The 25590-nt window shown below is 37.4% G+C and carries 21 protein-coding genes, 10 tRNA genes, 1 rRNA gene, 1 pseudogene and 1 other annotated feature (1 of these 34 only partly in view); of the genes and pseudogenes, 26 read left to right on the forward strand and 7 right to left on the reverse strand.

Going from position 1 to position 25590, the window contains the following annotated elements; translation table 11 throughout:
* From rrf to merA, 20 genes are all read left to right on the forward strand, one after another.
* Positions 1 to 94, forward strand: a 5S ribosomal RNA gene (gene rrf, locus J2S06_RS12565); the annotation flags it as partial.
* 187 nt (positions 95 to 281) lie between these two features.
* Positions 282 to 356 (forward strand) — tRNA-Asn (locus J2S06_RS12570).
* Between the two features lies 1 nt (position 357).
* Positions 358 to 430: transfer RNA gene (locus J2S06_RS12575), tRNA-Thr, on the forward strand.
* A 17-nt stretch (positions 431 to 447) separates the two neighbouring features.
* Positions 448 to 522, forward strand: a tRNA-Glu gene (locus tag J2S06_RS12580).
* Between the two features lies 1 nt (position 523).
* Positions 524 to 599: transfer RNA gene (locus J2S06_RS12585), tRNA-Val, on the forward strand.
* A 156-nt stretch (positions 600 to 755) separates the two neighbouring features.
* A tRNA-Thr gene (locus J2S06_RS12590) sits at positions 756 to 828 on the forward strand.
* A gap of 14 nt (positions 829 to 842) precedes the next feature.
* Positions 843 to 927 (forward strand) — tRNA-Tyr (locus J2S06_RS12595).
* 102 nt (positions 928 to 1029) lie between these two features.
* A tRNA-Gln gene (locus J2S06_RS12600) sits at positions 1030 to 1104 on the forward strand.
* A gap of 9 nt (positions 1105 to 1113) precedes the next feature.
* Positions 1114 to 1186: transfer RNA gene (locus tag J2S06_RS12605), tRNA-Lys, on the forward strand.
* Between the two features lie 6 nt (positions 1187 to 1192).
* Positions 1193 to 1267, forward strand: a tRNA-Gly gene (locus tag J2S06_RS12610).
* Between the two features lie 31 nt (positions 1268 to 1298).
* Positions 1299 to 1371 (forward strand) — tRNA-Ala (locus tag J2S06_RS12615).
* A 372-nt stretch (positions 1372 to 1743) separates the two neighbouring features.
* Entirely contained in the window at positions 1744 to 2652 is a 909-nt protein-coding gene (gene rocF / locus J2S06_RS12620; RefSeq protein ID WP_419152525.1) for an arginase, read from the forward strand.
* Between the two features lie 196 nt (positions 2653 to 2848).
* On the forward strand, positions 2849 to 3412 hold the full coding sequence (sigW, locus tag J2S06_RS12625; protein WP_044894228.1) for an RNA polymerase sigma factor SigW: 564 nt from the start codon (positions 2849 to 2851) through the stop codon (positions 3410 to 3412).
* 17 nt (positions 3413 to 3429) lie between these two features.
* Entirely contained in the window at positions 3430 to 4041 is a 612-nt protein-coding gene (locus J2S06_RS12630) for a zf-HC2 domain-containing protein (RefSeq protein WP_419152526.1), read from the forward strand.
* 104 nt (positions 4042 to 4145) lie between these two features.
* Positions 4146 to 4964, forward strand: a complete 819-nt coding sequence (gene cdaA, locus J2S06_RS12635; protein WP_419152556.1) for a diadenylate cyclase CdaA — start codon at positions 4146 to 4148, stop codon at positions 4962 to 4964.
* Positions 4957 to 6249 (forward strand): CdaR family protein, encoded by a 1293-nt coding sequence (locus J2S06_RS12640; RefSeq protein ID WP_419152527.1) that lies wholly within the window; start codon positions 4957 to 4959, stop codon positions 6247 to 6249. The genes cdaA and J2S06_RS12640 overlap by 8 nt, the downstream gene beginning before the upstream one ends.
* A gap of 25 nt (positions 6250 to 6274) precedes the next feature.
* Complete coding sequence (gene glmM / locus J2S06_RS12645; RefSeq protein WP_044894231.1) at positions 6275 to 7621, forward strand: phosphoglucosamine mutase; 1347 nt, start codon at positions 6275 to 6277, stop codon at positions 7619 to 7621.
* A gap of 530 nt (positions 7622 to 8151) precedes the next feature.
* Positions 8152 to 9957 carry a glutamine--fructose-6-phosphate transaminase (isomerizing) gene (glmS, locus tag J2S06_RS12650; protein WP_419152528.1) on the forward strand — a complete coding sequence of 602 codons (1806 nt, stop codon included), beginning with the start codon at positions 8152 to 8154 and terminating at the stop codon, positions 9955 to 9957.
* A gap of 364 nt (positions 9958 to 10321) precedes the next feature.
* The gene (merR, locus tag J2S06_RS12655; protein ID WP_338206228.1) at positions 10322 to 10723 is read left to right on the forward strand and encodes an Hg(II)-responsive transcriptional regulator; all 402 of its coding nucleotides are present in this window, start codon (positions 10322 to 10324) and stop codon (positions 10721 to 10723) included.
* A 506-nt stretch (positions 10724 to 11229) separates the two neighbouring features.
* Positions 11230 to 12882 carry a mercury(II) reductase gene (merA, locus tag J2S06_RS12660; RefSeq protein ID WP_419152529.1) on the forward strand — a complete coding sequence of 551 codons (1653 nt, stop codon included), beginning with the start codon at positions 11230 to 11232 and terminating at the stop codon, positions 12880 to 12882.
* Between the two features lie 490 nt (positions 12883 to 13372).
* Here the strand turns inward: merA and J2S06_RS12665 are convergent, their stop codons facing one another.
* Positions 13373 to 13597, reverse strand: a complete 225-nt coding sequence (locus J2S06_RS12665) for a UPF0236 family transposase-like protein (protein WP_419152530.1) — start codon at positions 13595 to 13597, stop codon at positions 13373 to 13375.
* 354 nt (positions 13598 to 13951) lie between these two features.
* Between J2S06_RS12665 and J2S06_RS12670 the strand changes: the two genes are divergently transcribed.
* Complete coding sequence (locus J2S06_RS12670; protein WP_419152531.1) at positions 13952 to 14323, forward strand: iron chaperone; 372 nt, start codon at positions 13952 to 13954, stop codon at positions 14321 to 14323.
* Between the two features lie 592 nt (positions 14324 to 14915).
* Positions 14916 to 15809, forward strand: coding sequence for a DMT family transporter (locus tag J2S06_RS12675; RefSeq protein WP_419152532.1), 894 nt, complete (start codon positions 14916 to 14918; stop codon positions 15807 to 15809).
* 301 nt (positions 15810 to 16110) lie between these two features.
* On the opposite strand, the gene J2S06_RS12680 is transcribed toward J2S06_RS12675, so the two are convergent.
* The 4 genes and pseudogenes from J2S06_RS12680 to J2S06_RS12695 all read right to left on the reverse strand — a co-directional run bounded on the left by J2S06_RS12680 (position 16111) and on the right by J2S06_RS12695 (position 18598).
* Positions 16111 to 16779 (reverse strand): SOS response-associated peptidase, encoded by a 669-nt coding sequence (locus tag J2S06_RS12680; protein WP_419152533.1) that lies wholly within the window; start codon positions 16777 to 16779, stop codon positions 16111 to 16113.
* A 133-nt stretch (positions 16780 to 16912) separates the two neighbouring features.
* Positions 16913 to 17679, reverse strand: a pseudogene (locus J2S06_RS12685) (MerR family transcriptional regulator).
* 279 nt (positions 17680 to 17958) lie between these two features.
* Entirely contained in the window at positions 17959 to 18396 is a 438-nt protein-coding gene (locus tag J2S06_RS12690) for a hypothetical protein (protein WP_052659381.1), read from the reverse strand.
* Entirely contained in the window at positions 18374 to 18598 is a 225-nt protein-coding gene (locus J2S06_RS12695) for a helix-turn-helix transcriptional regulator (RefSeq protein ID WP_044748967.1), read from the reverse strand. Before J2S06_RS12695 ends, J2S06_RS12690 begins: the two co-directional genes overlap by 23 nt.
* A 312-nt stretch (positions 18599 to 18910) precedes the next feature.
* Here J2S06_RS12695 and J2S06_RS12700 point away from each other — a divergent pair, with 312 nt between their 5' ends.
* Entirely contained in the window at positions 18911 to 19546 is a 636-nt protein-coding gene (locus tag J2S06_RS12700) for an FMN-dependent NADH-azoreductase (protein ID WP_044748968.1), read from the forward strand.
* A 411-nt stretch (positions 19547 to 19957) separates the two neighbouring features.
* On the opposite strand, the gene J2S06_RS12705 is transcribed toward J2S06_RS12700, so the two are convergent.
* Together J2S06_RS12705 and J2S06_RS12710 are read right to left on the reverse strand one after the other, a co-directional pair.
* A complete protein-coding gene (locus J2S06_RS12705; RefSeq protein WP_419152534.1) occupies positions 19958 to 20593 on the reverse strand; it encodes a LysE family translocator in 636 nt (211 codons plus the stop codon).
* On the reverse strand, positions 20581 to 20727 hold the full coding sequence (locus J2S06_RS12710) for a DUF4085 family protein (RefSeq protein WP_419152535.1): 147 nt from the start codon (positions 20725 to 20727) through the stop codon (positions 20581 to 20583). Before J2S06_RS12710 ends, J2S06_RS12705 begins: the two co-directional genes overlap by 13 nt.
* Positions 20728 to 20959: 232 nt before the next feature.
* On the opposite strand from J2S06_RS12710, the gene J2S06_RS12715 reads away from it, so the two are divergent.
* From J2S06_RS12715 to J2S06_RS12725, 3 genes are all read left to right on the forward strand, one after another.
* Entirely contained in the window at positions 20960 to 22003 is a 1044-nt protein-coding gene (locus tag J2S06_RS12715; RefSeq protein ID WP_419152536.1) for a DUF1835 domain-containing protein, read from the forward strand.
* A gap of 87 nt (positions 22004 to 22090) precedes the next feature.
* Positions 22091 to 23020, forward strand: coding sequence for a ketopantoate reductase family protein (locus tag J2S06_RS12720; RefSeq protein WP_419152537.1), 930 nt, complete (start codon positions 22091 to 22093; stop codon positions 23018 to 23020).
* Positions 23021 to 23538: 518 nt separating this feature from the next.
* Positions 23539 to 25272, forward strand: a complete 1734-nt coding sequence (locus J2S06_RS12725; RefSeq protein ID WP_419152538.1) for a methyl-accepting chemotaxis protein — start codon at positions 23539 to 23541, stop codon at positions 25270 to 25272.
* Between the two features lie 231 nt (positions 25273 to 25503).
* Positions 25504 to 25590: a binding site (T-box leader), on the forward strand; it runs 163 nt beyond the window's last position.

The following is a 25590-nucleotide window of genomic DNA, read 5'->3' on the forward strand; positions in this document are numbered from 1 at the left end:
GACACACCCGTTCCCATACCGAACACGGAAGTTAAGCTCTTCAGCGCCGATGGTAGTTGGGGATTTCCCTTGCGAGAGTAGGACGCTGCCAGGCATTAACACTTAATTTTTTAAAATGTACCATCTTTCCGCAGTAGCTCAGTGGTAGAGCACGTACGAATACGCTTCGAAGCAACGGCTTCAGCGCACAAGTCGAGCCGCTACTTGCTTGATCTTTCTGAGACTTGGGCGGAATTTAAAAAAGTTATATAACTCAATTTTTCGAAATGCTTTTCCATCTTTCCGCAGTAGCTCAGTGGTAGAGCATTCGGCTGTTAACCGAACGGTCGCAGGTTCGAATCCTGCCTGCGGAGCCATGCTTCCATAGCTCAGTTGGTAGAGCACTTCCATGGTAAGGAAGAGGTCACCGGTTCAAGCCCGGTTGGAAGCTTATAAACTGTGAGAAATGGCCCGTTGGTCAAGTGGTTAAGACACCGCCCTTTCACGGCGGTAACACGGGTTCGAATCCCGTACGGGTCACCATGGAGGATTAGCTCAGCTGGGAGAGCACTTGCCTTACAAGCAAGGGGTCGGCGGTTCGATCCCGTCATCCTCCACCATTCAATGCCGGTGTAGCTCAATTGGTAGAGCACGGTGAATAAGCATCGATGAAAAGGCATCAGCGTTCCGATAGAGCCGCTTCTAGAGTAAGCTTACTGAAATCGGGACGACGAATGAGAATTTCAAAATATATTCCTTTTTTATTCCTTTGTTAGGCCGGTGTAGCTCAATTGGCAGAGCAACTGACTTGTAATCAGTAGGTTGGGGGTTCGATTCCTCTCGCCGGCACTGGTGAATCATATGGAGGGGTAGCGAAGTGGCTAAACGCGGCGGACTGTAAATCCGCTCCCTCAGGGTTCGGCGGTTCGAATCCGTCCCCCTCCACCATTAATCTTATTTAAAAATGTTCATTTATCCAAACATGTAAATCATCCTGTGATATTGATTCTTATTGCTTATTTAAGGATGTTTTATTGAGATGTTTTTCATTGGGCTATAGCCAAGCGGTAAGGCAACGGACTTTGACTCCGTGATGCGCTGGTTCGAATCCAGCTAGCCCAGCCAAAAAAGTATGAGCCATTAGCTCAGTCGGTAGAGCATCTGACTTTTAATCAGAGGGTCGGAGGTTCGAATCCTCCATGGCTCACTTGTTGCGGAAGTAGTTCAGTGGTAGAACACCACCTTGCCAAGGTGGGGGTCGCGGGTTCGAATCCCGTCTTCCGCTCCATAATACCATAAAGAAATTGTTTTTTTTATTTGGGGCCTTAGCTCAGCTGGGAGAGCGCCTGCTTTGCACGCAGGAGGTCAGCGGTTCGATCCCGCTAGGCTCCATACGGTAATCCTTCATCTTTTTAGATGAAGGATTTTTTAATATTTTAAAACAGACTCTATCACAATTGTTGAGGTCTATACACACATTTTAGAGTAAAAAACACGTAAACCTTCCCATTCCTTTATCCTTGAATGGACCAGAAACAAGGGAAAAGAATGCAGTTGCATGCGCTTTAAATATTTCCATGAAGATTCTTGGTTCAAAATACTGACAATAATATAGAAAGCATAATTAAAATATTACTGTTGGTCTAAAGTGTCTTTCTAATATTAAGTAAGGCTCTCACCGTATATTTATACATTTTTTTGTCGAGTTGAGTCATGATTTCCTTTCTTTGTAAAATAATGATAATGAGGAAGGAGCGTGAGCGTATGAAGTTTAAGAAAATTTCCATTATTGGTGTACCGATGGATTTAGGGCAGACAAGACGCGGGGTTGATATGGGGCCAAGTGCAATTCGTTATGCTGGGATTGTTGAAAGGCTTGAGCGCTTAAGCTATGAAATTGAAGACTTAGGAGATATTGAAATTGATAGAGCAGAGCGAAGTGATGAAGAAAATATCGGAAATTTGAGAAATTTGAAAGCGGTAGCAGAAGCGAATGAGAGATTAGCGGCAAAAGTTGATCAAGTCATACAAAGTGGTACTTTCCCTCTTGTATTAGGGGGAGATCATAGTATTGCAATTGGCAGCTTAGCAGGTATTGGAAAACATTATTTAAACTTAGGGGTTATTTGGTATGATGCCCATGGTGATTTAAATACTGCAGAAACATCTCCTTCTGGAAATATTCATGGTATGCCTTTGGCAGTTAGTCTTGGAATTGGCGATCCAAGGTTAACGAATATTGCTAACTATACTCCTAAAGTAAAACCAGAAAATATTGTTATGATCGGAGCGCGCTCTTTAGACGAAGGAGAGCGAAAATTAATTAAAGAAAAAGGAATTCAAGTATTTACAATGCATGAAATCGATCGGTTGGGGATGGCAAAAGTAATGGAGAATGCGATATCTTATTTACAAAAACGTGGTACAGATGGAGTTCATTTATCGTTGGACTTAGATGGACTTGATCCTCACGATGCTCCTGGTGTCGGTACTCCGGTTATTGGTGGAATTAGTTATCGTGAGAGTCATTTAGCAATGGAAATGTTATCAGAGGCAGGAATGATTACTTCATGTGAATTTGTTGAAGTGAATCCTATATTAGATGAGAAAAATAAAACCGCTAATGTCGCTGTTGCTTTAATGGGGTCTTTATTCGGAGAAAAACTACTATGAGATACATTAGTCAAAAGGTTGTCTCGATGGGGCAACCTTTTTGATATACTCATACGATCATGCCGGCTATAATTTTTCCTTAAAATGATCACCAAAATCCCCTAATTTTTGTTAAAATGAATTTATGTGTCAAAAATGAAACTTTTACTGAAACCCGTGCGTATAATAGATACCCGCAAATGCGGAGGTTGAAAAAATGGAAGCATTAGTAAGAAAAAGGATAAAACAAATTAAAAAAGGTGATCAAGACGCATTTGCTGACATTGTTGATCTTTATAAAGATAAGATTTATCAATTATGTTATCGAATGTTAGGAAATGCGCATGAAGCAGAGGATATTGCTCAAGAAGCATTTATTCGTGCTTTTATCAACATTCACTCTTTTGATACGAAAAAGAAGTTTTCTACGTGGCTTTACCGAATTGCTACAAACTTATCCATTGATCGGATCAGAAAAAAGAAGCCTGACTTTTATTTAGACGCCGAGTTATCTGGAACAGAAAGATTAACAATGTATTCACAAATTGCCTCAAATGATTTATTACCAGAAGAAGAACTTGAATCAATGGAGATTCAAGATACTATTCAAAAAGAAATTTTAAAACTTCCTGAAAAATACAGATCGGTCATCGTATTAAAATATATTGAAGAATTATCGTTACAAGAAATATCAGAAATATTAAATGTTCCAATCGGTACAGTAAAGACAAGAATCCATCGTGGGCGGGAAGCGTTAAGAAAGCAACTGCGACATTTATAAGGATTGGGGTGAGAAATTTGAATTGTCCTCATATTGCTGAAAAAATTCATCAGTACATGGATGGCGAACTAAATGCAAAAGAAGAACAAAGCTTGAAAAAGCATTTGCATCAATGCAATGATTGTATGAAGCACTACCAAGAGCTAGAAAAAGCAATAGCATTAGTAAAAAGCACCTCTCATATTAAAGCACCAGATCACTTTACAGCAAATGTGATGAAAAGCTTGCCGAAGGAAAAACGGACGGTTAGCTTCAACCGTTGGATCAGAAGCCATCCATTTTTCATTGCTGCTTCGTTATTTATCTTGTTAATGTCAGGCAGTTTATTTAATTCTTATCAAGCAGACAACAAATTTAGTGTGACGAAATATGATGAATTAATAGTTGAAAATCATACAGTAATTGTCCCAGAAGGTGAAACGATTAAAGGGGATATTGTCGTTCGAAATGGAGATATAAAAGTAGAAGGAAAAGTAGAAGGCAACGTTACCGTTATTAACGGAAATCAATATTTAGCCTCTGCTGGGCAAGTAACAGGTGAAATAGAAGAAATCAACCAATTGTTTGAATGGTTATGGTATAAAATTAAATCGTTGCCAAAAGAGATCGTTAACGTGTTTAGTGAGTAGAGGTCATCTGTTTAGATGACCTCTTACTATCTATGGGCATTTTTATCATTAGTTATGTTATAATAAGAGAGTTATGGATGGATTGAATAATGGAGGAAAAAGAAATGGCCTTAGGGGATTTTCCTGTATTACATTACCTCGGCGATATCATTGATATACTCCTTGTCTGGTACGTTATTTATAAATTGATCATGGTCATTCGTGGCACAAAAGCGGTTCAGCTTTTAAAAGGGATTACCGTCATTATTGTAGTAAGAATCTTAAGTCAATATTTAGGCTTAAATACTCTGCAATGGCTAATGGACCAAGCACTAACATGGGGTTTTTTAGCAATCATTATCATTTTTCAGCCTGAGCTGCGCAGAGCTCTTGAACAACTTGGTAGAGGGCGAATTTTTTCTAGGAGTACTAACCATGAAGATGATGAGCAACTAAAAATGATTGAAGCGATTGTGAAGGCAACTGAATATATGGCAAAACGGAGAATAGGTGCGTTGCTATCAATAGAACGAAAAACTGGTATGGGAGATTATATTGAGACGGGAATTGCACTTAATGCAAGCATATCTTCTGAACTGCTCATCAATATTTTCATTCCAAATACCCCGTTACATGATGGAGCGGTAATTATTCAGAAAAATCAGGTTGCAGCAGCTGCCTGCTATTTACCATTATCTGAAAGCCCTTTTATTTCAAAAGAACTTGGGACACGTCACCGCGCAGCTGTTGGAATTAGTGAAGTGACGGATAGCATAACATTGGTTGTTTCTGAAGAAACTGGAAGTATATCGATTGCGAAAAATGGCGAGTTGCACCGCGATTTATCATTAGAACAATTAAATGATATGCTGGAATCTGAGTTTAGTCATACAAAAACAGCTTCCTCAAGCCGTTGGCAGTGGAGGGGAAAAAAGAATGGATAAATTAATGAATAATCATTGGTTTATACGAATAATGGCCTTATTGTTTGCTTTATTGTTATATGCATCTGTAAACATAGAATCACCTACCTCTAATAACAAACCAGGTAGCTCATTCTTTCCAGCTGCAACGGCTACGGATTCTGCAACACTCACAGAGATTCCAGTGAAAGTGTATTACGATGAAAATAAATTTGTTGTTAGAGGAATCCCGCAAACGGTTACGGTAACATTAGAAGGTCCAACAAGTATTTTAACGAAAACAAAACAGGTAAAGGATTTCGAGATATACATCGATTTGCGCAATTATCCTGTTGGAACGCACCGTGTGCAATTAAAGCAAAAAAATATATCCGATCAATTGGAGGTTAATATTTATCCTTCTGTAGTGACCGTAAGTATTCACGAAAAGGTTACAGAAGATTTTCCGGTTGAGGTTGACTTTATTAACAAAAATAAAATGAAAGAAGGATATAGCATTGAGGAAGCAATCGTTCAACCAAATACAGTAAAAATTACTGGTGCACGGGAAGATATTGATAGTATTGCACTAGTCAAAGCTCGTGTAAACTTAGAAAACGTAAGCGAAACCCTTAAGCAAGAATCGAATGTCGCGGTATATGATAAAAACGGAAATATTTTACCTGTTGAAATCGAGCCTTCTGTAGTAACGATTACAGTTCCAGTCATTAGTCCAAGTAAGTCCATACCGATTCAGGTGAAAAAAGAAGGGAAACTTCCAGAAGGCTTGAGCATTTCAAACATTTCTGTTGTTCCGAATGAAGTCACTGTTTATGGATCGGAAGAGGTTTTAAATCAATTGGACGTTATTGATGGTGTTTCCGTTGATTTAAGCAAAATAAAAGGTGATACAACATTAGAAGTTGAAATACCGAAACAAGAAGGTATTACGAAAATTAGTCCTGAAAAAGTCCAAATAAAAATAGAGGTTGATAATCAAGAAGAAGTTTCTTTCAAAGATCTCCCGATAAAAGCAGTCGGTTTAAATGACAATCAAACGATAACGTTTATTGATCCTGAAACAGCAAAGCTTGATGTACAAGTTAAGGGAACAGAAAATGCATTGAAAAATCTAAAGGAATCTGATTTCGAGCTATTTGTGAACGTAGCGGACGTAGGAACAGGAAAACATCAAGTAAAAGTTCAAGTAAACGGTCCGCAAAATATTACATGGACACTCTCGAAGGAAGAAGTTACGGTCCAAATCTCACCAAATGATATCGTTGAAGAAGAAATAGATCAAGATCAAACTTTGCAGTCATCTTGAAGATTTTGTAAAGGAGCGATGATCCATGGGAAAATACTTTGGCACTGATGGTGTAAGAGGAGTTGCAAATAGTGAGCTTACACCAGAGTTGGCTTTTAAGCTTGGACGTTGTGGAGGCTATGTGTTAACAAAGGATCAGGAACGTCCAAAAGTTTTGATAGGCCGTGATACACGTATTTCTGGACATATGTTAGAAGGGGCGCTAGTAGCGGGATTATTATCTATTGGAGCAGAAGTTATGAGACTAGGTGTGATTTCTACACCAGGGGTAGCTTATTTAACGAGAGCACTTGGCGCTGAAGCAGGTGTCATGATTTCCGCTTCGCACAATCCCGTTCAAGACAACGGAATTAAGTTTTTTGGCCCAGATGGTTTTAAACTATCTGATGAACAAGAAGCAGAAATAGAGGCTTTAATGGGCTTAGAGGAGGATACATTACCTCGTCCTGTAGGAGCTCATCTAGGTCAAGTGAGTGACTATTTCGAAGGTGGCCAAAAATACTTGCAATTCTTAAAACAAACAGTAGATGAAGAATTTACTGGTTTACATATCGCGTTAGATTGTGCACATGGTGCTACATCTTCCCTAGCAACTCATTTATTTGCGGATTTAGATGCTGATGTTTCAACGATTGGAACATCTCCAAACGGTTTAAATATAAATGATGGAGTTGGCTCGACACACCCAGAAACACTTGCAGCATTTGTTAAAGAAAAGGAAGCAGATGTTGGTTTAGCGTTTGATGGTGACGGTGACCGTCTAATTGCAATAGATGAAAATGGTGAAATTGTTGATGGCGACCAAATTATGTACATTTGTGCAAAATATTTAAAAAGTCAAGGGTTATTGAAGAATGATACCGTTGTATCTACTGTGATGAGTAACTTAGGCTTCTATAAAGCGCTCGAAGCTCAAGGAATAAAGAGTGTTCAAACAGCAGTAGGCGACCGTTATGTTGTTGAAGAAATGAAAAAAAATGATTATATATTAGGAGGCGAACAGTCTGGCCATATCATTTTCCTTGATCACAATACAACAGGTGACGGATTATTAACGGCCATTCAGCTCGTGAACATTATGAAAATAACAGGCAAAAAGTTATCGGAACTTGCAAATGAAATGAAAAAATACCCACAAGTTTTAGTAAATGTGAAAGTTGCGGATAAACATAAAGTCATGGAAAATGACCGTGTAAAAGCGGTAATTGAGGAAGTAGAAAAAGAAATGAATGGGAACGGCCGTATCCTTGTTCGCCCATCAGGGACAGAACCATTAGTGCGTGTGATGGCAGAAGCACCGACTGAAGAAGCATGCCGTCATTACGTGGAGAAAATTGCTCAAGTGATCCGAGATGAAATGGGACAAGATTAAAAAACGAGGGCTCGTTCCTCGTTTTTTATTATGACGGTAAGTCGTATCTTGTTTACAAAACATAGAATGAATTTTTAATGGCTGAAGTTTAAGAGAGATAAAATTGCCTTGTTTGAAGGTAACATTGAAATATTTGTATACATATATTAATAATGGATGAATAAAAAAATAATTGACGTTTTCTTTGTTTATATTGTAAAATCTTCATTGTTTAGTAAAGAAAAGGAAGGGAGGATCGTGGAATCCATTTCATATAAAGCGCCTGAACTAAGCATGGACGGGATTTGCTTAGTTGACGAGGTGGAGGTTATCGAACGTTCGGCGGATGCCTCCCGGTTGTTGGTTACAACCGTTAAGTCTAGTCCTTAAAACAAAGAGGCGACTCTTTGGACAAAGGGATAGACGTAGCCAGAAATAAAATATAGATAACATGAGTGAGGGGACAGCTGAAAGTTTTTTGCTTCGTAGAATATGTCCCCAATGACCAAGCTTTCGGCGTCCCTTCGATGAATGGGAGGAAGAACGATCGTATGTGTGGAATAGTTGGTTATATTGGACAACAAGATTGTAAAGAAATTTTATTACGCGGTTTAGAAAAACTAGAATATCGCGGTTATGATTCAGCAGGAATTGCGGTTTTAAATGGAAACGATATACATGTTTTTAAAGAAAAAGGTCGTATTGCTAAACTTCGTGAAAGTGTGGATGAGTTTGTTTCATCAACAGTCGGAATCGGTCATACTCGTTGGGCGACGCATGGGATTCCAAGTAAAATAAATGCCCATCCACATCAAAGCGCATCTGGCCGTTTTATAATTGTGCATAATGGTGTCATTGAAAACTACTTGCATCTTCAACGCGAATATTTAAAAGATGTTGAATTAAGAAGTGATACAGATACAGAAGTGATCGTTCAAGTTATTGAACATTTTGTGAATCAGCATGTAGAAGTTGAAGAAGCTTTTCGTCAAACTCTAACGTTATTAAAAGGTTCTTATGCCATTGCATTAATTGATAAACAAAATCCAGATGTTATTTATGTAGCTAAAAATAAAAGTCCGTTGCTTGTCGGTCTTGGTCAAGGAGGTTTTAACGTTGTCGCATCCGATGCGATGGCAATGCTTCAAGTTACGGATCAATTTGTTGAATTGATGGATAAAGAAATGGTGATCGTTACTCGCGACCATGTAACGATTAAAAAATTAAATGGTGAAATTGTGGAACGAGCACCATATACTGCTGAGTTGGATGCAAGTGATATTGAAAAAGGAACATATCCTCACTACATGTTAAAAGAAATTGACGAGCAGCCGCTTGTTATGCGTAAAATCATTCAAAAATACCAAGATGTAAACGGCCAATTAAATGTAGATACGGAAATTGTTAACGCAGTAAATGAAGCGGATCGCATTTATATCGTTGCTTGTGGAACAAGCTATCATGCTGGTCTCGTTGGTAAACAATTTATTGAGAAATGGGCGGAAATTCCAGTTGAAGTTCATGTAGCTAGTGAATTCTCATACAACATGCCGCTTCTTTCAGAAAAACCATTATTTATCTTCATTTCTCAAAGTGGTGAAACAGCAGATAGCCGTGCTGTACTTGTACAGGTAAAGGAGCTAGGTCATAAAGCCTTAACGATTACAAATGTACCAGGGTCTACACTTTCTCGTGAAGCGGATTATACATTACTTTTACATGCGGGTCCTGAAATAGCAGTTGCTTCTACTAAAGCCTATACGGCTCAAATAGCGGTTTTAGCGATTTTAGCGGCTGTTATAGCTGAAGCGAACGGCAAGGCTTTATCTTTTGACTTAATGCAAGAGCTCGGTATCATTGCGAATGCAATGGAAACATTATGTGATCAAAAAGAAGAAATGGATACCATTGCACGGGAATACTTATCAACAACACGCAACTGCTTCTTCATCGGACGCACACTTGACTATTATGTAGGTCTTGAAGGAGCCTTAAAGCTTAAAGAAATTTCTTATATTCAGGCAGAAGGATTTGCTGGCGGTGAATTAAAGCACGGTACGATCGCTTTAATTGAGCACGGTACACCTGTAATTGCCCTTGCAACACAAGAGCATATTAACTTAAGCATTCGCGGAAACGTGAAAGAGGTTGTTGCACGTGGTGCAAATCCATGCATTATCTCAATGAAAGGTTTAGAGGAGGAAGGCGATCGTTTCGTTCTGCCAAAAGTGAATGAAGATTTAACACCATTGATCTCAGTCATTCCGCTTCAATTGATCGCATACTATGCAGCCCTTCATCGCAGCTGTGACGTTGACAAACCGCGTAACCTTGCGAAATCTGTGACAGTTGAGTAATATGAGGGTGTTAGGTGGATAAATTGTTAAGTGACAAAAAAGTCGAATACTCAACAAAAAAGTTGTATACTCGTTTTTGATTAATTAAAAAGGTTTTTAGAGCGACTATTTGAGTAAAGTTATGCCTCTAACGTTTTAGCGTTAGAGGCTATATTTTTTAGTGTAAAGTGATAAAAAAGGTGTTTAATTTGTTTAAGAACTAACAATGTTGTTAAATATACAAAAGTAATGAGTGACAAAAAGTTGCTTAAACTTCTTCATAAATTAACGGGTAGAGTAGAGTTTAATAAGCTATAAAAACTTCAAAATTGATTTGACCCTGTACTATAGTACAGTGTTTATACTATTTATGCGAGGTGGTTACATGGGTCATTATTGGATTAGTGAAGTTGCTGAGAAATGCAACATTAATAAGGAAACGATTCGGTATTACGAACGGAAGGGGTTAATCCCAAAACCAACAAGGACGGATACTGGATACAGAATGTACACCGAGGAAACGGTTAGAAGAATAAAGTTTATTAAACGCATGCAGGAGTTAGGTTTTACATTAGCGGAAATTTATAAGCTGCTAGGTATTGTAGATAAGGACAGTGACAGGTGTACGGATATGTATCATTTTGTTGTGCAAAAGATAGAGGAAGTTCAATCCAAAATTCAAGATTTAATTCGAATCGAAAAAATGCTTCATCAGTTAAAAGAATGTTGTCCTAATAAAGAGAATCTCTACAACTGCCCCATTATCGAAGTGTTATTAGAGGAGTAATGTGTTTTCAGGAAGGTGGCAGTTCCAAAAATATTTTAATGAAATTAATGAAATCCTGAACGAAAGAAAGGAGCATAAAAATGGAGGAAAATGGTTCTAAGTCCATGCTAGCTGCTTTCGGAGTTTTGGCTCTCCTCCCTCTTGTTTGCTGTGGAGGACCCATTCTTCTCACCCTATTTGGTGCAACTAGCATTAGCGCTATTTTGGGAACAATAGCAAATAGCTGGATAACTGCGGGCATACTCTTTATCTTGATTGTTGGTGGAGCAACGATAGCTATTCGTAGACTTTTGAATTGTACCGCGGTATAAGGTATGAGGAAAAACATAATGTTCCCGAATTTGAATTACTCGTATTTGTGAAAAAAAAACGATATATTGGCTTGCATATGCCGAATAAGTATTAAATGATTTAGTTTTTTGAACGACCAGATACTCAGACGGACAAATAATACAAAATTGCATCGGTAAGGTAACATACAGTATAAAAGATAGGGGGGATGAAGAATGCCAAACCGTAAATATCGTTTATCTATCGAAGGAATGACATGTACAAGCTGTGAAAGGCATGTAGAGGAGGCGCTGTCCACCATTGGTGCCGAAAATGTAGAAGCGAATTTTCGACGCGGGGAAGCCATCTTTGAATTGCCAGAACATATAGATATTGATAAAGCTAAAGGAGCTGTGAATAAGGCTCATTATAAGGCAGGTGAAGCTGAAGCTATTCATCAGCAAGAAAGTTCTGCCCTTGAAGCTGAAGATAATTATGATTATGACTTTATTGTAATTGGTTCTGGTGCGGCTGCCTTTTCTGCAGCGATCAAAGCAGTTGAGTACGGTGCGAAAGTAGCGATGATTGAACGTGGAACGATTGGCGGCACTTGCGTCAATATCGGCTGCGTTCCATCGAAAACAATGCTGCGCGCCGGGGAAATCAATTATTTAGCAGGACACCACCCTTTCGACGGACTAACGACTTCAGCAGGTCCTGTTCATTTGCAGACATTAATCGAACAAAAAGATGTGTTAGTAAAGAAAATGCGACAGCAAAAGTACGTCGACTTAATCGATGACTATGGGTTTGAACTGATTCATGGAGAAGCGAAATTTGTTGATGAGAAAACGATTGAAATAAATGGAACGCTACTGACCGCTCAACGATTTTTAATTGCGACAGGTGCTTCTCCAGCCATTCCTGACATTGAAGGATTAGAACATGTCGATTATTTAACAAGCACTTCCTTATTACAGTTAAAGGAGTTGCCGAAAAGCCTTGTGGTCATCGGTTCTGGTTATATTGGAATGGAACTTGGACAACTGTTTCACCATCTTGGCGTCACCGTAACACTCATGCAACGCAGCCCAAGAATCTTGAAAAACTATGATCCGGAAATTTCGCAGGCTGTCTTAGAGGCACTCACTAAACAAGGAATCAATGTGATTACTGGTGTTGCCTTTGAACGGATCAAGCAGCATGGCAACATGAAACGTGTTTATTTCTCGATGAATGGAGAAATCAAAACGATCGATGCCGAGCAATTGTTGATTGCGACGGGGCGGAAACCGAATATCTCCTCCATTCATCTTGAAGCGGCGAAGGTGGAAATTGGAGACCGTGGGGAAATTAAAGTCGATGACTATTTGCGGACATCAAACCCAAGAATTTATGCAGCGGGCGATGTAACAATGGGACCGCAGTTTGTATATGTAGCTGCCTATCAAGGCGGGATTGCGGCGGATAATGCCATTGGAGGATTGAACCGAAAAGTTAACTTAGAAGTTGTTCCATCTGTTACATTTACTACTCCATCCGTTGCGTCGGTAGGGTTAACGGAAGAACAAGCGAAACAAAAAGGGATAGAAGTTAAAACATCGACATTGCCACTTGATGCAGTGCCACGAGCAATTGTAAACCGTGAAACAACAGGATTGTTTAAGCTAGTGGTCGAAGCGAAAACAGGGAAGGTATTAGGCGTTCACGTCGTGGCGGAAAACGCTGGAGAAGTCATTTACGCGGCGACATTAGCTGTGAAATTTGGATTAACCGTCGAAGATTTACGTGAAACCCTCGCCCCGTACTTAACGATGACCGAAGGGCTGAAATTAACAGCTTTAACCTTTGACAAAGATGTAAGCAAACTCTCCTGTTGTGCTGGTTAGTTCAAACAGGAAACGAACATGGACCCCATTTAGGGGTTCTTGTTCTATTTCCAATGAATTGAAGCCTGAATTTTATATATAACTATAGGGAGAATATTTCTCCAAATTTCCTATTTACAGTTTGAGTATTTTTTGTTCGTGGTAAGAATACATCACTTGATCTTCACTAAAATTATTCAACACAAAGAGAATCTGATTCATGGTTAGAACATTATAAAATATTAGGATTTATCAGTGCCACATAAAAATAGAGTATCGTGAATACTTATTTGAATTATGTCAGGATACAACTATACAAGATGTAAGTCGAAAACAAAAGATTCCGTATTCGACCTTAGAAAGAATTTACTACTCGGTCGCTCAAGAAAAAACTGTCCTTCTTCAACGATCAATTTTTGAATGATGCCCTCAAATAATTCTCAATCTATATTCATCATTTCATTGTCTTTTTAGAGGAAGGAAGTAAACTTACAAAAGTTGGCGCGAAGTATCACCAGTTTTTTGGTAAGCACGTATACACGCCTTTTTCTCGATCCAAATAGTAATTGCGTCGGAGCTCCACCTCCCCAAAGAGCGTCTGGATGCGTACCGTTCGTTTATCTTTTAGGTAATAGCGTTTTTTATCTCGTTGCTTCGCTAGCTCTTCATCCAGACATTCTAGTACCTGTTGAAGCATTTCCCCATAGGTTTTTTGCAACATCCAAAACAATTCCATTTCTAACTCTTTTCATGTTTGCCCACCTGTGATAAATTATTGCATAGGACTCTCTGACCTCCTTTGTGATGGGGTGGCACTTATCACCTTACAGGAAGAGAATCCTTTTTGCCTCTATTTTGCTTCCCCCTTGAACCACATGAAAGAGGACTTAACTTCCTCCCACAAACATTTTACTCATACAGAAATTTTTGACCTAATAAGCCATTTTGACTATCCCGGTTGTAAAATATATAGTTGGAAATAGGTGTTGTTTAAGAACGTGTCTGAGCGGTTCTGTGAGGAGTTTTAACGACAAATGGGTTTGAGGAACTTCTTTGAACGACATAATTTTTTATTTTAGGAGGGAACAACATGGAAGTTTTTGCAAAATATTTAGCAGGTATCGATAACCCCGACCACCGCGACCGAACAGAGGAAATTTTGGCGTGGGTTGCTAATAAATTCCCAAATTTGGAACCGCAAATCAAGTGGAATATGCCAATATTTACTGATCACGGCACATTTATCATCGGCTTTTCCACAGCGAAGCATCATTTGAGCGTTTCACCCGAACAAGTAGGCATTGCGCAATTTGCCGATGACATTGCACAAGCTGGCTACACAGCTACCAAAGGCTTGTTTCGAATTCCGTGGAATAAGCTGGTAGATTACGAATTACTTGAGAAAATGATTGAATTTAATATTCAGGATAAAGCAGAATATACGAATTTTTGGCGGAAATAATACATCACGGCTTATCAAAAGACGCATGACACGAAAAAATGTCATGCGTTTTTGCAACTCAATTAAGGAGCCAACAGCCCAATAGTAGCCGTATGCGAACGCCCGTCAAAATACTTCCCCGGCACCGGTCAATGGATAATGAAAGCTTTCTACATACATATCAATTAGATGTGAGCGAGTATGAAGAGGTTTCTAACTTTTTTCAAAATTTTTCTGTGTATTTAAAGATGGCAGTATTCCTAATAATGATGATTCTAATGCAATCATTGTTTTAGACAAATGTACTGAAGATTTCGACCAAAAATATTATGAACAAGGATATAATTGGTTGATGGAATATTCTTTAGAAAAAGGGGATATGTTACACTATTTGTTACCTAAAATAATCAATTCTAAGTGAAAAATGTGTTAAAATTGAGAAAATGCAATTTGTAGGGGGATTAAAAAATGGGGTTATATTTAGATATTTTCGAAAATGATCAACCAGATATTCATTCCTAAGTCGAGGGATGAATATCGAATATAAAAATCATGCCTCGTCTTAGGGGAAATTTTTTAAAATCCCTTTTTTTAAAGACGGAGGTATTATACGATGAAACAAAATTTACTTGGAGCAATATTTTTATCTTTAGCCGCAAGTATGTGGGGCGGCATGTATGTAGTTAGCAAATATGTTTTAGATTTCATTCCACCTTTAACGTTATTATGGTTACGCTATGTCATAGCTCTTGTTTTTTTGTTTGTCGTATTAAAAATCGTTCAGATAAAAAATAAAAATCGAGTAACTTTAAAGAAACGCGATTGGTTACTTATAGCCTGGATTGGTTTTATAGGTTATTTTGTATCAATTGCTTTACAATTCATTGGTACAAAGTTATCTAATGCACATACAGGAGCGTTAATTACATCGGCTACACCTGCATTTATTGTCATCTTCGCAAGGCTTATATTAAAGGAAAAGTTTACTGTTCGAAAGATTATTTCGGTGTTATTAGCAACTTTAGGTGTAGTCATTGTAATTGGATGGGATAAAAATGTTGGAACCTATCTTTTAGGTAGTACCATTCTAGTGGGAGCCGCAGCTACTTGGGCGTTATTATCAGTCTATGTAAAAGTTGCTTCAAAGCGTTTTTCGTCACTAGCCATAACTACTTATGCAGTATTATTTGCAATGGTTTTTACAACACCATTAATGATATGGGAACTTCAATTACATGATGTATATTATCAACATATTTTAATCATTTTAGGGGTTATTTATCTTGGGATAGTTTCAACTGCTGGGGCTTTTTTTCTTTGGAATAAAGGAATGGAACTTATGGATGCTGGAATAGGTTCATTGTTTTTCTTTTTCCAGCCACTCGTAGGTGCTTTCTTAGGATGGCTTTTGCTAAATGAAAAGTTAGACGTTAACTTCTTTATTGGTGGTATGTTAATTATAGCAGGTGTTGTAATCGTAACTTTACAAAATCAAAAATCTTTTTAACTACATTCAAGAGGACATAATTTTTTGTCCTCTTCAGACTGCCCGCAAACGCTCGCATTCTTTGTTACTTCGCCCGCATCGTGCGCTTCATTACCGTATGTGGTAACTCCGCTCCTCATCGGGCTCGTGCCTAGAGACATAAGTTTTCATTCAGTCTGAAAAATTTCTTTTATATAGACTTTGTCTACAAACTGAAGAGGACATAATTTTTTAAGATAACAGGAGCGTTAGATGAATAATCGAACGGATGAACCTCTTTATTTAATTTGGGAACTTTAAAGCGTGTTAGTGAGGAATTAAATCAAATCTTTTTGATCAATTCAGGCACGTCATTTTTCGGCGAATTCACCAGTGTGGAAACCTGATAGGCTTCCATCTCATCAGCTGGAAATGGCTTCAAAAGATCGTGTAGCAAATCATTGTCTTCAATACTTCTATTCAACCAAGTTTCTTCGTCTTCTTTTCGGAGAATCACCGGCATCCGGTTATGAATATCTGCCATTAGCTCGTTTGGCTCTGTAGTAATGATGGTGCAGGAGTGAATAACGGTCCCTTCAGGTGATTTCCATCGATCCCACAGCCCTGCGAAACCGAAAACCTCATCTGATTTCAATTTAATCCTCATCGGCTGCTTTCCTTTTAATGCTTTTTTCCATTCATAAAATCCATCTGCAGGAATAATGCAACGCTGCCGTTTAAAAGCATGTTTAAAAGCCGGTTTTTCGGCCAGTGTTTCAGCCCTAGCATTGATCATTTTATAACCAATTTTAATGTCTTTAGCCCAAAAAGGAATTAAACCCCAACGAAGCTGACCTAGACGGTTTTTTTCACCGTCATTGACAATGGCTAACACAGCTTGGCTGGGAGCAATGTTGTAACGTCTTACATATTCAAAATCGTTTGCTTTTACAGCATTGAACCGATCTAAGACTTTATTTTCATCTATCGTAAGGGTAAATCTGCCACACATATTAGTGCCCTCCCTTCTCTACAAGTATAATTGTAGCATTAGCGGGCATCAATGATGCAAAAAAATAAAAAGACACCGTTTACTTTAATTGCTTTTGATTTTTTCTGAACTTTTTAGGGAAATTTCAGGAATTTTATTTGATGTTCATCCCAGTATAAATCAGCACGGCATCTCTTAAAAATTCAGCGGCTCCACGATGTTTTTGATCATAATAAGCTCTAAACCTTTCATCCTCGACATACATTTGCGTTACTCCTCTATGTGCTTCTTTCGTATAATGAGTCCAAAAGAAGCTTAACCATTGGCGATGAAGGTCGGCGGCTTTCTGTGCTAATTCGCCTGCTGGATTTCCTGTTAAAAACGCTTCATTCAGTACGTTCAAAACCTCTTCTCCCAGCTTGTTCACCTCAGCATACTGCTTCTCCGTCATTTCCTTCAATTTTTGATTGGATTTGTTGACGATCTCTTCGCCATATTTGGCTCTTGCCTCTTTCCCATATTTCTTTTCGTTTTCATCAATCAGCTTTCGTTTAAAAGCTTCAAATTTTTCGTTATCGCTCATCGTGATCCTCCCTTCTTGAGCTGCTATTGTTTTCTCAATATTCGCTATTAATAAATTTAAATGCCTGCGCTTTGCCAGAAGTTTTTTGCGGTGTTCCTTTAATGCCTTGATGCCGTCAAAGGATGGTGAGTTGACAATTTTTTGATCGTTTCCAAATCAACATCAAGCTCCCTGTAAAAGAGAATTTGCTGGAGCTTATCAACTTCTTTTTGTCCATAGATGCGATACCCAGACGAATTGATTCTCGCCGGCTTCAGAATGCCAATTTCATCGTAATATCGCAACGTTCTGCCTGTTACTCCAGCCAATTTCGCGAGTTGATTGACTGTATACTCCATCGCTTCACCTCCTGACATTATCATCATAATCCTTTACGCAACGTCAATGTAAAGAGAAAATGAACGAAAATACAATGATATAATAAAAAAAATGGTAAGGTTGTGATCGAATTGATATTTTTATCAAGCAATATTTGTAAAGCTCTTTCTTATGTAACGGAGAAGTTAGCTGGTGCGGGACTTTCATTATTTTTGTTCTTCACGGCTATATTATTTATTTCAGATTTTGATTTGTATGAAGCCTCCAAATACATGGATGCGCCGCTGTTAATTATACTTTTATTCATCTTCTTCATCTTCATATTTCTTTTTTCTTAAATAGTAAATGTATGAATAAGGAGCGAGCATGGATAAGAAGAGGACAATACCAACTATGTTTGACTCTTTAAGGCCGCTTTCAGGGCTTAAATAAACTAGGAAAGCGATCACGATACTAATTCCTAAAATGGCAGACAATCCTTTGAAATAAGTACTAGGTTTTACTTTTTTGCTTGGATTTTCGTAATCTATAGAAATACTCATTTGCAAATACCCTAAAACAATGGACGTAATCATAAATACAATCCATAAAGGTTGATGAGTCATGCTGGTAATGCCTTTCGTAATAGCATCGTAAAGTAAAATTCCTATAATCCCCACCGATTGGATCACAAACGCTATCCGGATATTTTTTAAATTTTTTATAAGCAATCGTTCATCTGTGATTTTTTTCATCATTTTCACTCTCCCTTTCCACCCAAAACAATTCATCTAATGTTTTGTTTAAGACATAGCAAATTTCCAAACATAATTTTAATGTAGGATTATACTTTCCTTTTTCAATCAAGCTAATTGTTTGCCGTGTCACTCCTGTTTTTTCCGCTAGTTCTTGCTGCGTTAAGTTCGCTTGAATCCGGGCAATTTTTACGGTGTTATTCATTTGTCCGTCACCTCATTACACTAACATCGTAACATATATATTACATTTTTCCATATATATTTTACAATATGATCATTTGCGTTTCTAAAGAACCTTTAATAAAATCATATAATATTTGATCACACAACATTATGGTTTAACAGGTTTCATAAAACATATCTTTTTTTAATATGTTTAAGGCATATTATTTGAAATACAAAGTAACATCAATTAAAATCATCTTGAATCAAAGATATTTTAAATAAAAATGTATAATTTTTAGTTTATTACACAAACTAAAATATCTACACATCTAAAAGGAGAGGTAAAAAAATGACAAAAGTATTGTACATCACGGCTCATCCACTTGATGAAACTCAATCTTACAGCATGGCAGTAGGTAAAGCATTTATTGATACTTACAAAGAAGTAAATCCAGATCATGAAGTCGTGCATATCGACCTATATAAAGAAAATATTCCTCAAATAGATGTTGATGTATTTAGTGGTTGGGGAAAACTTCAATCTGGAAAAGGATTTGAAGAACTTTCTGATGAAGAAAAAGCGAAAGTTGGTCGACTTTCAGAGTTATGTGACCAATTTATTTCTGCGGATAAATATATTTTTGTAACACCTATGTGGAATTTTTCATTCCCGCCAGTCCTAAAATCTTATATTGATGCCGTTGCTGTTGCTGGTAAAACGTTTAAATACACTGAACAAGGACCAGTAGGGCTTTTAACCGATAAGAAAGCATTACATATTCAAGCCCGTGGAGGCATTTATTCAGAAGGTCCAGCAGCTCAAATGGAAATGGGACACCGTTATCTAGAAGCAATTATGCAATTCTTTGGCGTTCCTTCTTTTGAAGGCTTATTTGTTGAAGGACATGCAGCCATGCCTGATAAAGCAGAAGAAATTAAAGAGAAGGCCATTGCACGAGCAAAAGATTTAGCTCATACTTTTTAACATTTACTAAAAGAGTCCTTTCCAATGATATGGATAAGTTCTTAGTCTACTTAAGGAACACTGTTTATTACTGTTATGAGAAACGATGTTTCATTTAGGCATTTTTCGCAAAGATTGTTTCTTTACTATAGCATTTCGACTGTCAGGCAAGCGACACGCTTGCTATGTCACTTGCAAGCGTGATGTGAACCGAACAAAAGTCGATGGTCGGACAAATGAGGTTTGTCCGACCACGTACTTTATTCAGTTCATAGACAGTCGAAAAGCGCAACAAAGTTTACGAAAACATCCTTCATTTAATAGTAAAAAAATGCGTGCTAGCGGTGTTTTGCCTAGCACGCTTATCTTTTTGGATGGGGATTAGCGGGTTTAAATGGTCAGTCCCTACAACTGAACCATTTACCCCAAGCTTTATGAGGCTGCTTTTGCTTTCAATAATGTAACCCCCAAGCATACAAAGACAATCCCTGTTAGTTTGTTTAAAAGTTTGGAGATTTTTGTATTTTCTCGTAGTTTTTTCGTAGCGGTAGAAGCAAAATAAGCAACGATAAAGCACCAAATGGTACCGGTAATAATGAACGAAATGCCGAGTATCAAAAAAGGGACCGGACCAAAGTGGTGATCCGTTAACACAAATTGCGGGAGAAAGGATATAAAGAATAAAGCGACTTTTGGATTTGTTACATTTGTGATAACACCTTGCCAATAGATCTTTTTTAGTTCTACCTCTTGTTCAGGTGTGGAATCGATATGGAGCGATGTCTTTTGAAACACCATTTTGATGCCAAGGTAGATTAAATAACCCGCTCCAATGAATTTAATGGCTGTAAACAACACGATGGATTCGGCCAAAATAATAGAAAGGCCAAAGGCAGCGAAAAGCGTATGAATGAAAACACCCGTTGAAATGCCAAGTACTGAGTAAATACCCGCTTTTCTCCCTTGAGAAACGCTGCGGCTTATAATAAACATTGTGTCTGTACCAGGCGTTAAGTTTATGAGTATAGATGACAGTAAATAAACGCCATAACCAGTTATGCCAAGCATGGAATCACCTTCTTGTCTATTCCTTCCTCTTTGTAACATGCGATTGTCCCATCCCACTCTTCCTTCGTTTCAGGAAAAACTAAAAAACCATGTATTTGCATTTCTTTATACCAGTCTTTTGTAAAAAATTTCATAATATCCCTCTCCTCACTATTGTGAGACGTTTACACTTTTTTACTGTTATTTTACTATAAAGAGCATTTAGCGTAAGAGAAGGATTAAAAAAAGTTTTGTAGAAGTCCAATATAAGTTTTTAAACTTCATTTTCGATAAAAGTTTTCAGGTAGCCGTACTATCATGATAGATACTAAAAGAATAATAAGAAAAGGGAAAAGTAATTACGTTTCGTTGTTGAGGAGGAATAAAATGAAAATAGAAAAATTAAAAAAAATCATTAAAGATTTACGAGAAGAAGAAGCGAAGTCATTACTGTTATATATTTTATATAGAGTCAATCTTCTGAAGGAGACGAAATATTCAGAGAATGAGTTTATAGATGACCTAAGAAGGATTTACACGATGATTTTTGATGTAAATGAACAATCCGAAAGGAACAAAGAAGGAACATTTCGGAACGTGCATATTCTTTTTGGTGCTTCACCTGCAGGTAGTTTAAAGGTAGCACTAAAGGATATGGGGGTAACGAAAGGGGAAAATATTATCTCATTTTGGGATGTGTTCTCGATTGGTCCAGTTTGGCGTCTGCATGAAGAGGCTGGAAAAGAATTGAGATTTGAATGGATAAGAAAAAATATCAATAATGAATATGATGAGTTTCATGAATATAAACAAAGATTTCAAAAGACGATGAACGAAATATTAACCATTCCGGAAGGTGTGCCAGTTACGATATGGACGGCTGAAAATTCCCACGAGCAGACAGGGTTACGATTTGTTCTTCATCTATTAAAGGATCGAAACCATGATATTTTCGTTATCAATACTACAAAGGTGTACAGGAAACTTTTTAATCATCGAAAAGTAAAATATACCGTCTTGCACTCTGGTGAAATTCCTCCTGAGAAGCTTCAACTTATATATGAACATAGCAAAAATAAACCACCACTTTCACAACATGAAAGAGATGATTTAGAAAAGGAATGGTGTACTCTTGCTGAAAATCGTGAAGAACTGAGGCTTTGGGGGAACGGAAAAATTCATAGCGTATCAGTTGATTACTATGACCCATATATTATTATTATGGCAAAAAAACTTCATCACGAAATGGTGGCACAGGAATTTATGAAATCTGCGAGATTAATTGGACAAGTGTTGGGACATTTAGATCAATATGTAGGGGACGAGTTTTTAGAGTATCGGCTAAGGAAGCTGATCGAAAAAGGAATTTTCGAGGTAAAAGGCAATCTAAAAGCGATGCGTTTTTATAGTGTGCGGTTAGTAAACTTTTAATATTGAAAAAAGGGTAGGATACTTCAACTCAAGCCCGAATAACTAATAAATAAAGGGTGGTATACATGAAGCAAGGAGTGAAAATCAGTGGATAACATAAAAAAAGTATCTCTTATTGGGCTCGGAGCAATCGGATCGGCATATGCAAGTAAATTGTATGATATGGATCCGAAGTGTATACAAGTCATTGCGGATAAGAAGAGAATCGAACGATATCAATCAAGTGAGTTTAACGTAAATGGGCGTGGCTACCAATTCCAATATGTAGCCCCTGATGATGTACAAGAACCTTCAGATCTTATTCTAGTTGCAGTAAAATATGATGGACTTGAACAGGCGATCAAAGATATGAAACATCATGTCGGAGAGAATACGATCATCATGTCGTTAATGAACGGTATTGAAAGTGAAGATATGCTTTCTGCAGCATTTGGGAAAGACAATATACTCTATGCCATGTGTATTGGAATCGATGCTGTAAGAACTGGGAAAACCGTTCGATTTTCAAGTATTGGAGAAGTGTGGTTTGGCGAGGCAAAGAACACTTCTTATTCTCCAAATGTTCAACTTGTTAAAGAATTATTTGATCGAGCGAATATTCCATATGTAATTCCCGAAGATATGTTACGAGCGATGTGGTGGAAATTTATGATAAATGTTGGCGTGAATCAGACTTCAGCAGTATTAAAAGCCCCGTATCGTGTATTTCAAGAGGTACATGAAGCATATGAATTAATGGCAGAGGCTATGAAAGAGGTTATTCTTTTGGCGGAAAAGGTGGGGGTAAATCTAACAAATGATGATATTGATGAGTTTAAGGAAATTCTGAAAAAACTATCCCCGGAAGGCAAAACATCGATGTTACAGGATATCGAAGCGGGACGGAAAACAGAAGTTGAAAACCTTGCTGGAAAGGTTTGTGAGCTGGGCAGTAAATACGGTGTGGCTACCCCAATCAATGACATGCTATATAAGATGATTCGGGTATTAGAAAAGACTAACAAAATGCAAACATAGTTATATATATTTCATACATGACAACATGAGTTGCATCATTTTAAGATTTTTACATACTGCCAAAATTCGTCCCCCAAGCTTAAAGTGAAGATGGAAGGTGAATATCGGTTGGCGTAAGCTATGTCGTAATTAGGAAAAGTTGTTATAAAAAAGTCTGTTTTCGTAAACTTTGTTGCTTTTCGACTGTCCATGAGCCGAACAAAGCACGTGGTCGGACAAATTACATTTGTCCGACCATCGCCTTTTGTTCGGTTCACGTCACACTAAAGTGTGACATAGCAAGCGAATCTCTTTTTATTTATCCCTCATATAGAACTTTGTCAATATATGCTGCAAATGCTATAAAACCCCTAAATTAAACAATTGTTGAAATATGTGAAAAGAAGTGCAAAATAAGTATGGTAATAAAGTAGGAGTCTGTTTAATATATAGATAGATATGGTTGAAGTAAAATAGTGAAGATGGCTAGTCTAGACAAATAAATTGAAAATGAATGATTTGTAAAAGTGGAGGGACTTATGAGTATTTTTACAAAAGTGAAATCATGGGAAGAGTTGTTGAATTATTCCATTTTGACTGACATTACTCAAGTCGGAGAACGGGCTAAAGAACGATTAAATTTTTTAGGTATTCAACAGGAAACGTTGGATCATGTAAGAGAAGCATCTGAATATCTAATACCGCACAAGGAAGAAATGATTGAACATTTTTACAATAGCATACAGTCGGCTGAACATCTCCATCAAATCATAAAGAAGTATTCTACGGTTGAACGGTTAAAGAAAACGTTCGGAATATATTTGGATCAGTTTTTCCAAGCAGAAGTGAATGATGAATATATTAAGACAAGAATAAAAATTGGTCAAACTCATAGCCGCATTCATTTAATGGTAGACCATTTTATATCAGCTCATCATGTCCTAACGCAAATAATGACTTCCATTTTAATGGAAAAGTTGCATCATAAGCCTAATCGAATGATGAAGCTTGTTCTTGCTATTCAAAAACTTGCAACGTATGATCAACAGCTCATTGTTGAAGTTTATATGGAAGAAACATTTAAGCAATTTTTATTTAACATATCAGATTTACTTAATCAAATGACAAGCCTCAATATGACTGAACAGCTTATTAAAGGAATGGACAAACAAATTGAGGAAACCCACAGTGTTACAGCCGCTACAGAAGAGATGGGTGCATCTATACAAGAGGTCGCAAATTATTCTCAAAAAGTAGCAGAAGGAACGGATGAAGCAGTTCAATCAGCTGAACAAAGCAAACAAGTGGTGGATGAAGCGCTTGGAAATATTAAACAGGTCGGTAACGTTTATGAACAAGTCGTTGAAAAGGTGGGTCAGCTTGAAAAGGAAATTGAACATACACAAAATGTAGTGAAGATTATAAAGGAAATTGCTGATCAAACGAATTTACTTGCTTTGAATGCTAGTATTGAAGCTGCGAGAGCAGGTGAACATGGGAAAGGTTTTTCTGTTGTTGCTTCAGAGGTTCGCAAGCTATCTGAACATACAAAAGAGCAGATTATTCAAATTACGTCTAATATGGAATCTTTACAAAACGTATCAAATCAAGTAACACAACAAATTAAACAAACAGGAAAATTAGTGGAGCAAAGTGTGAATGGAGCCATCTATGCAGGTGAGGCGTTAACGAGTATAGTAACCACAATGCAAGATATTAATAGATCAACATCTCAAATTGCAGCAATGAGCGAGGAACAAACTGCTACAGTTTTAGACATTGCAGAACGAAACAATACCATTTATGATCTTAGTGTCCAATCTCAAGATATATCAAAGGATGCAGCGAAAACAATTTTTGAGTTGAGTAAAAAACTAGAGGATTATCGCAATACTTTTTTTGATGTGAATGTTAAATTTTCATCTAAAGATCTTATTTATGTCGCCAAAACAGATCATCTTTTATGGAAATGGAAAGTTTATAATATGATTTTAGGGTTAGAAGACGTTAATTCGGAGGAAGTAATCTCCCATGAGGTATGCAGATTAGGGAAATGGTACTATGGAAATTTGCCTGATAGTGTGAAGAATAGCGATGCATTTAAACGTTTAGAGGAACCTCATAAAGCAGTACACCAATATGCCAAAAAAGCGGTAGAATGCTATGAAGCAGGTGATATCGCTGGTGCCCAACATGCTTTTGAGCAGCTTGAAAAGGCTTCTGACAGTGTTCTTGATTTATTAACACAATTAGAGTCTAAATTATCAACATAAACAAGTCATATGCTTATTGCCTTACAATCCTTTGTACGGTTCATAGACAGTCGGAAAGCAACAAAGTTTACGAAAACATCCTTGTTTTAAGATGTTACCTAAATATTTTTTCGTTAGCTAGAAAAAAATCATTTTGCTTATTCGGAAAATTTAAAAATATGTATTGACTATGCATATGAAAGTCGATATAATCATTTCAAAATTATTGAAAAAAATCATATATTTCATAATATAACAGCGAAGAAAAGGAGTAGTAGAAGAGAGCTCTGACGAAAAAGAGAGCTGTCTCCTAGGCTGAAAGGATAGCCGTTATCTCTC

Source organism: Bacillus alveayuensis (assembly GCA_030812955.1).
GTDB classification, from domain to species: domain Bacteria; phylum Bacillota; class Bacilli; order Bacillales; family Aeribacillaceae; genus Bacillus_CB; species Bacillus_CB alveayuensis.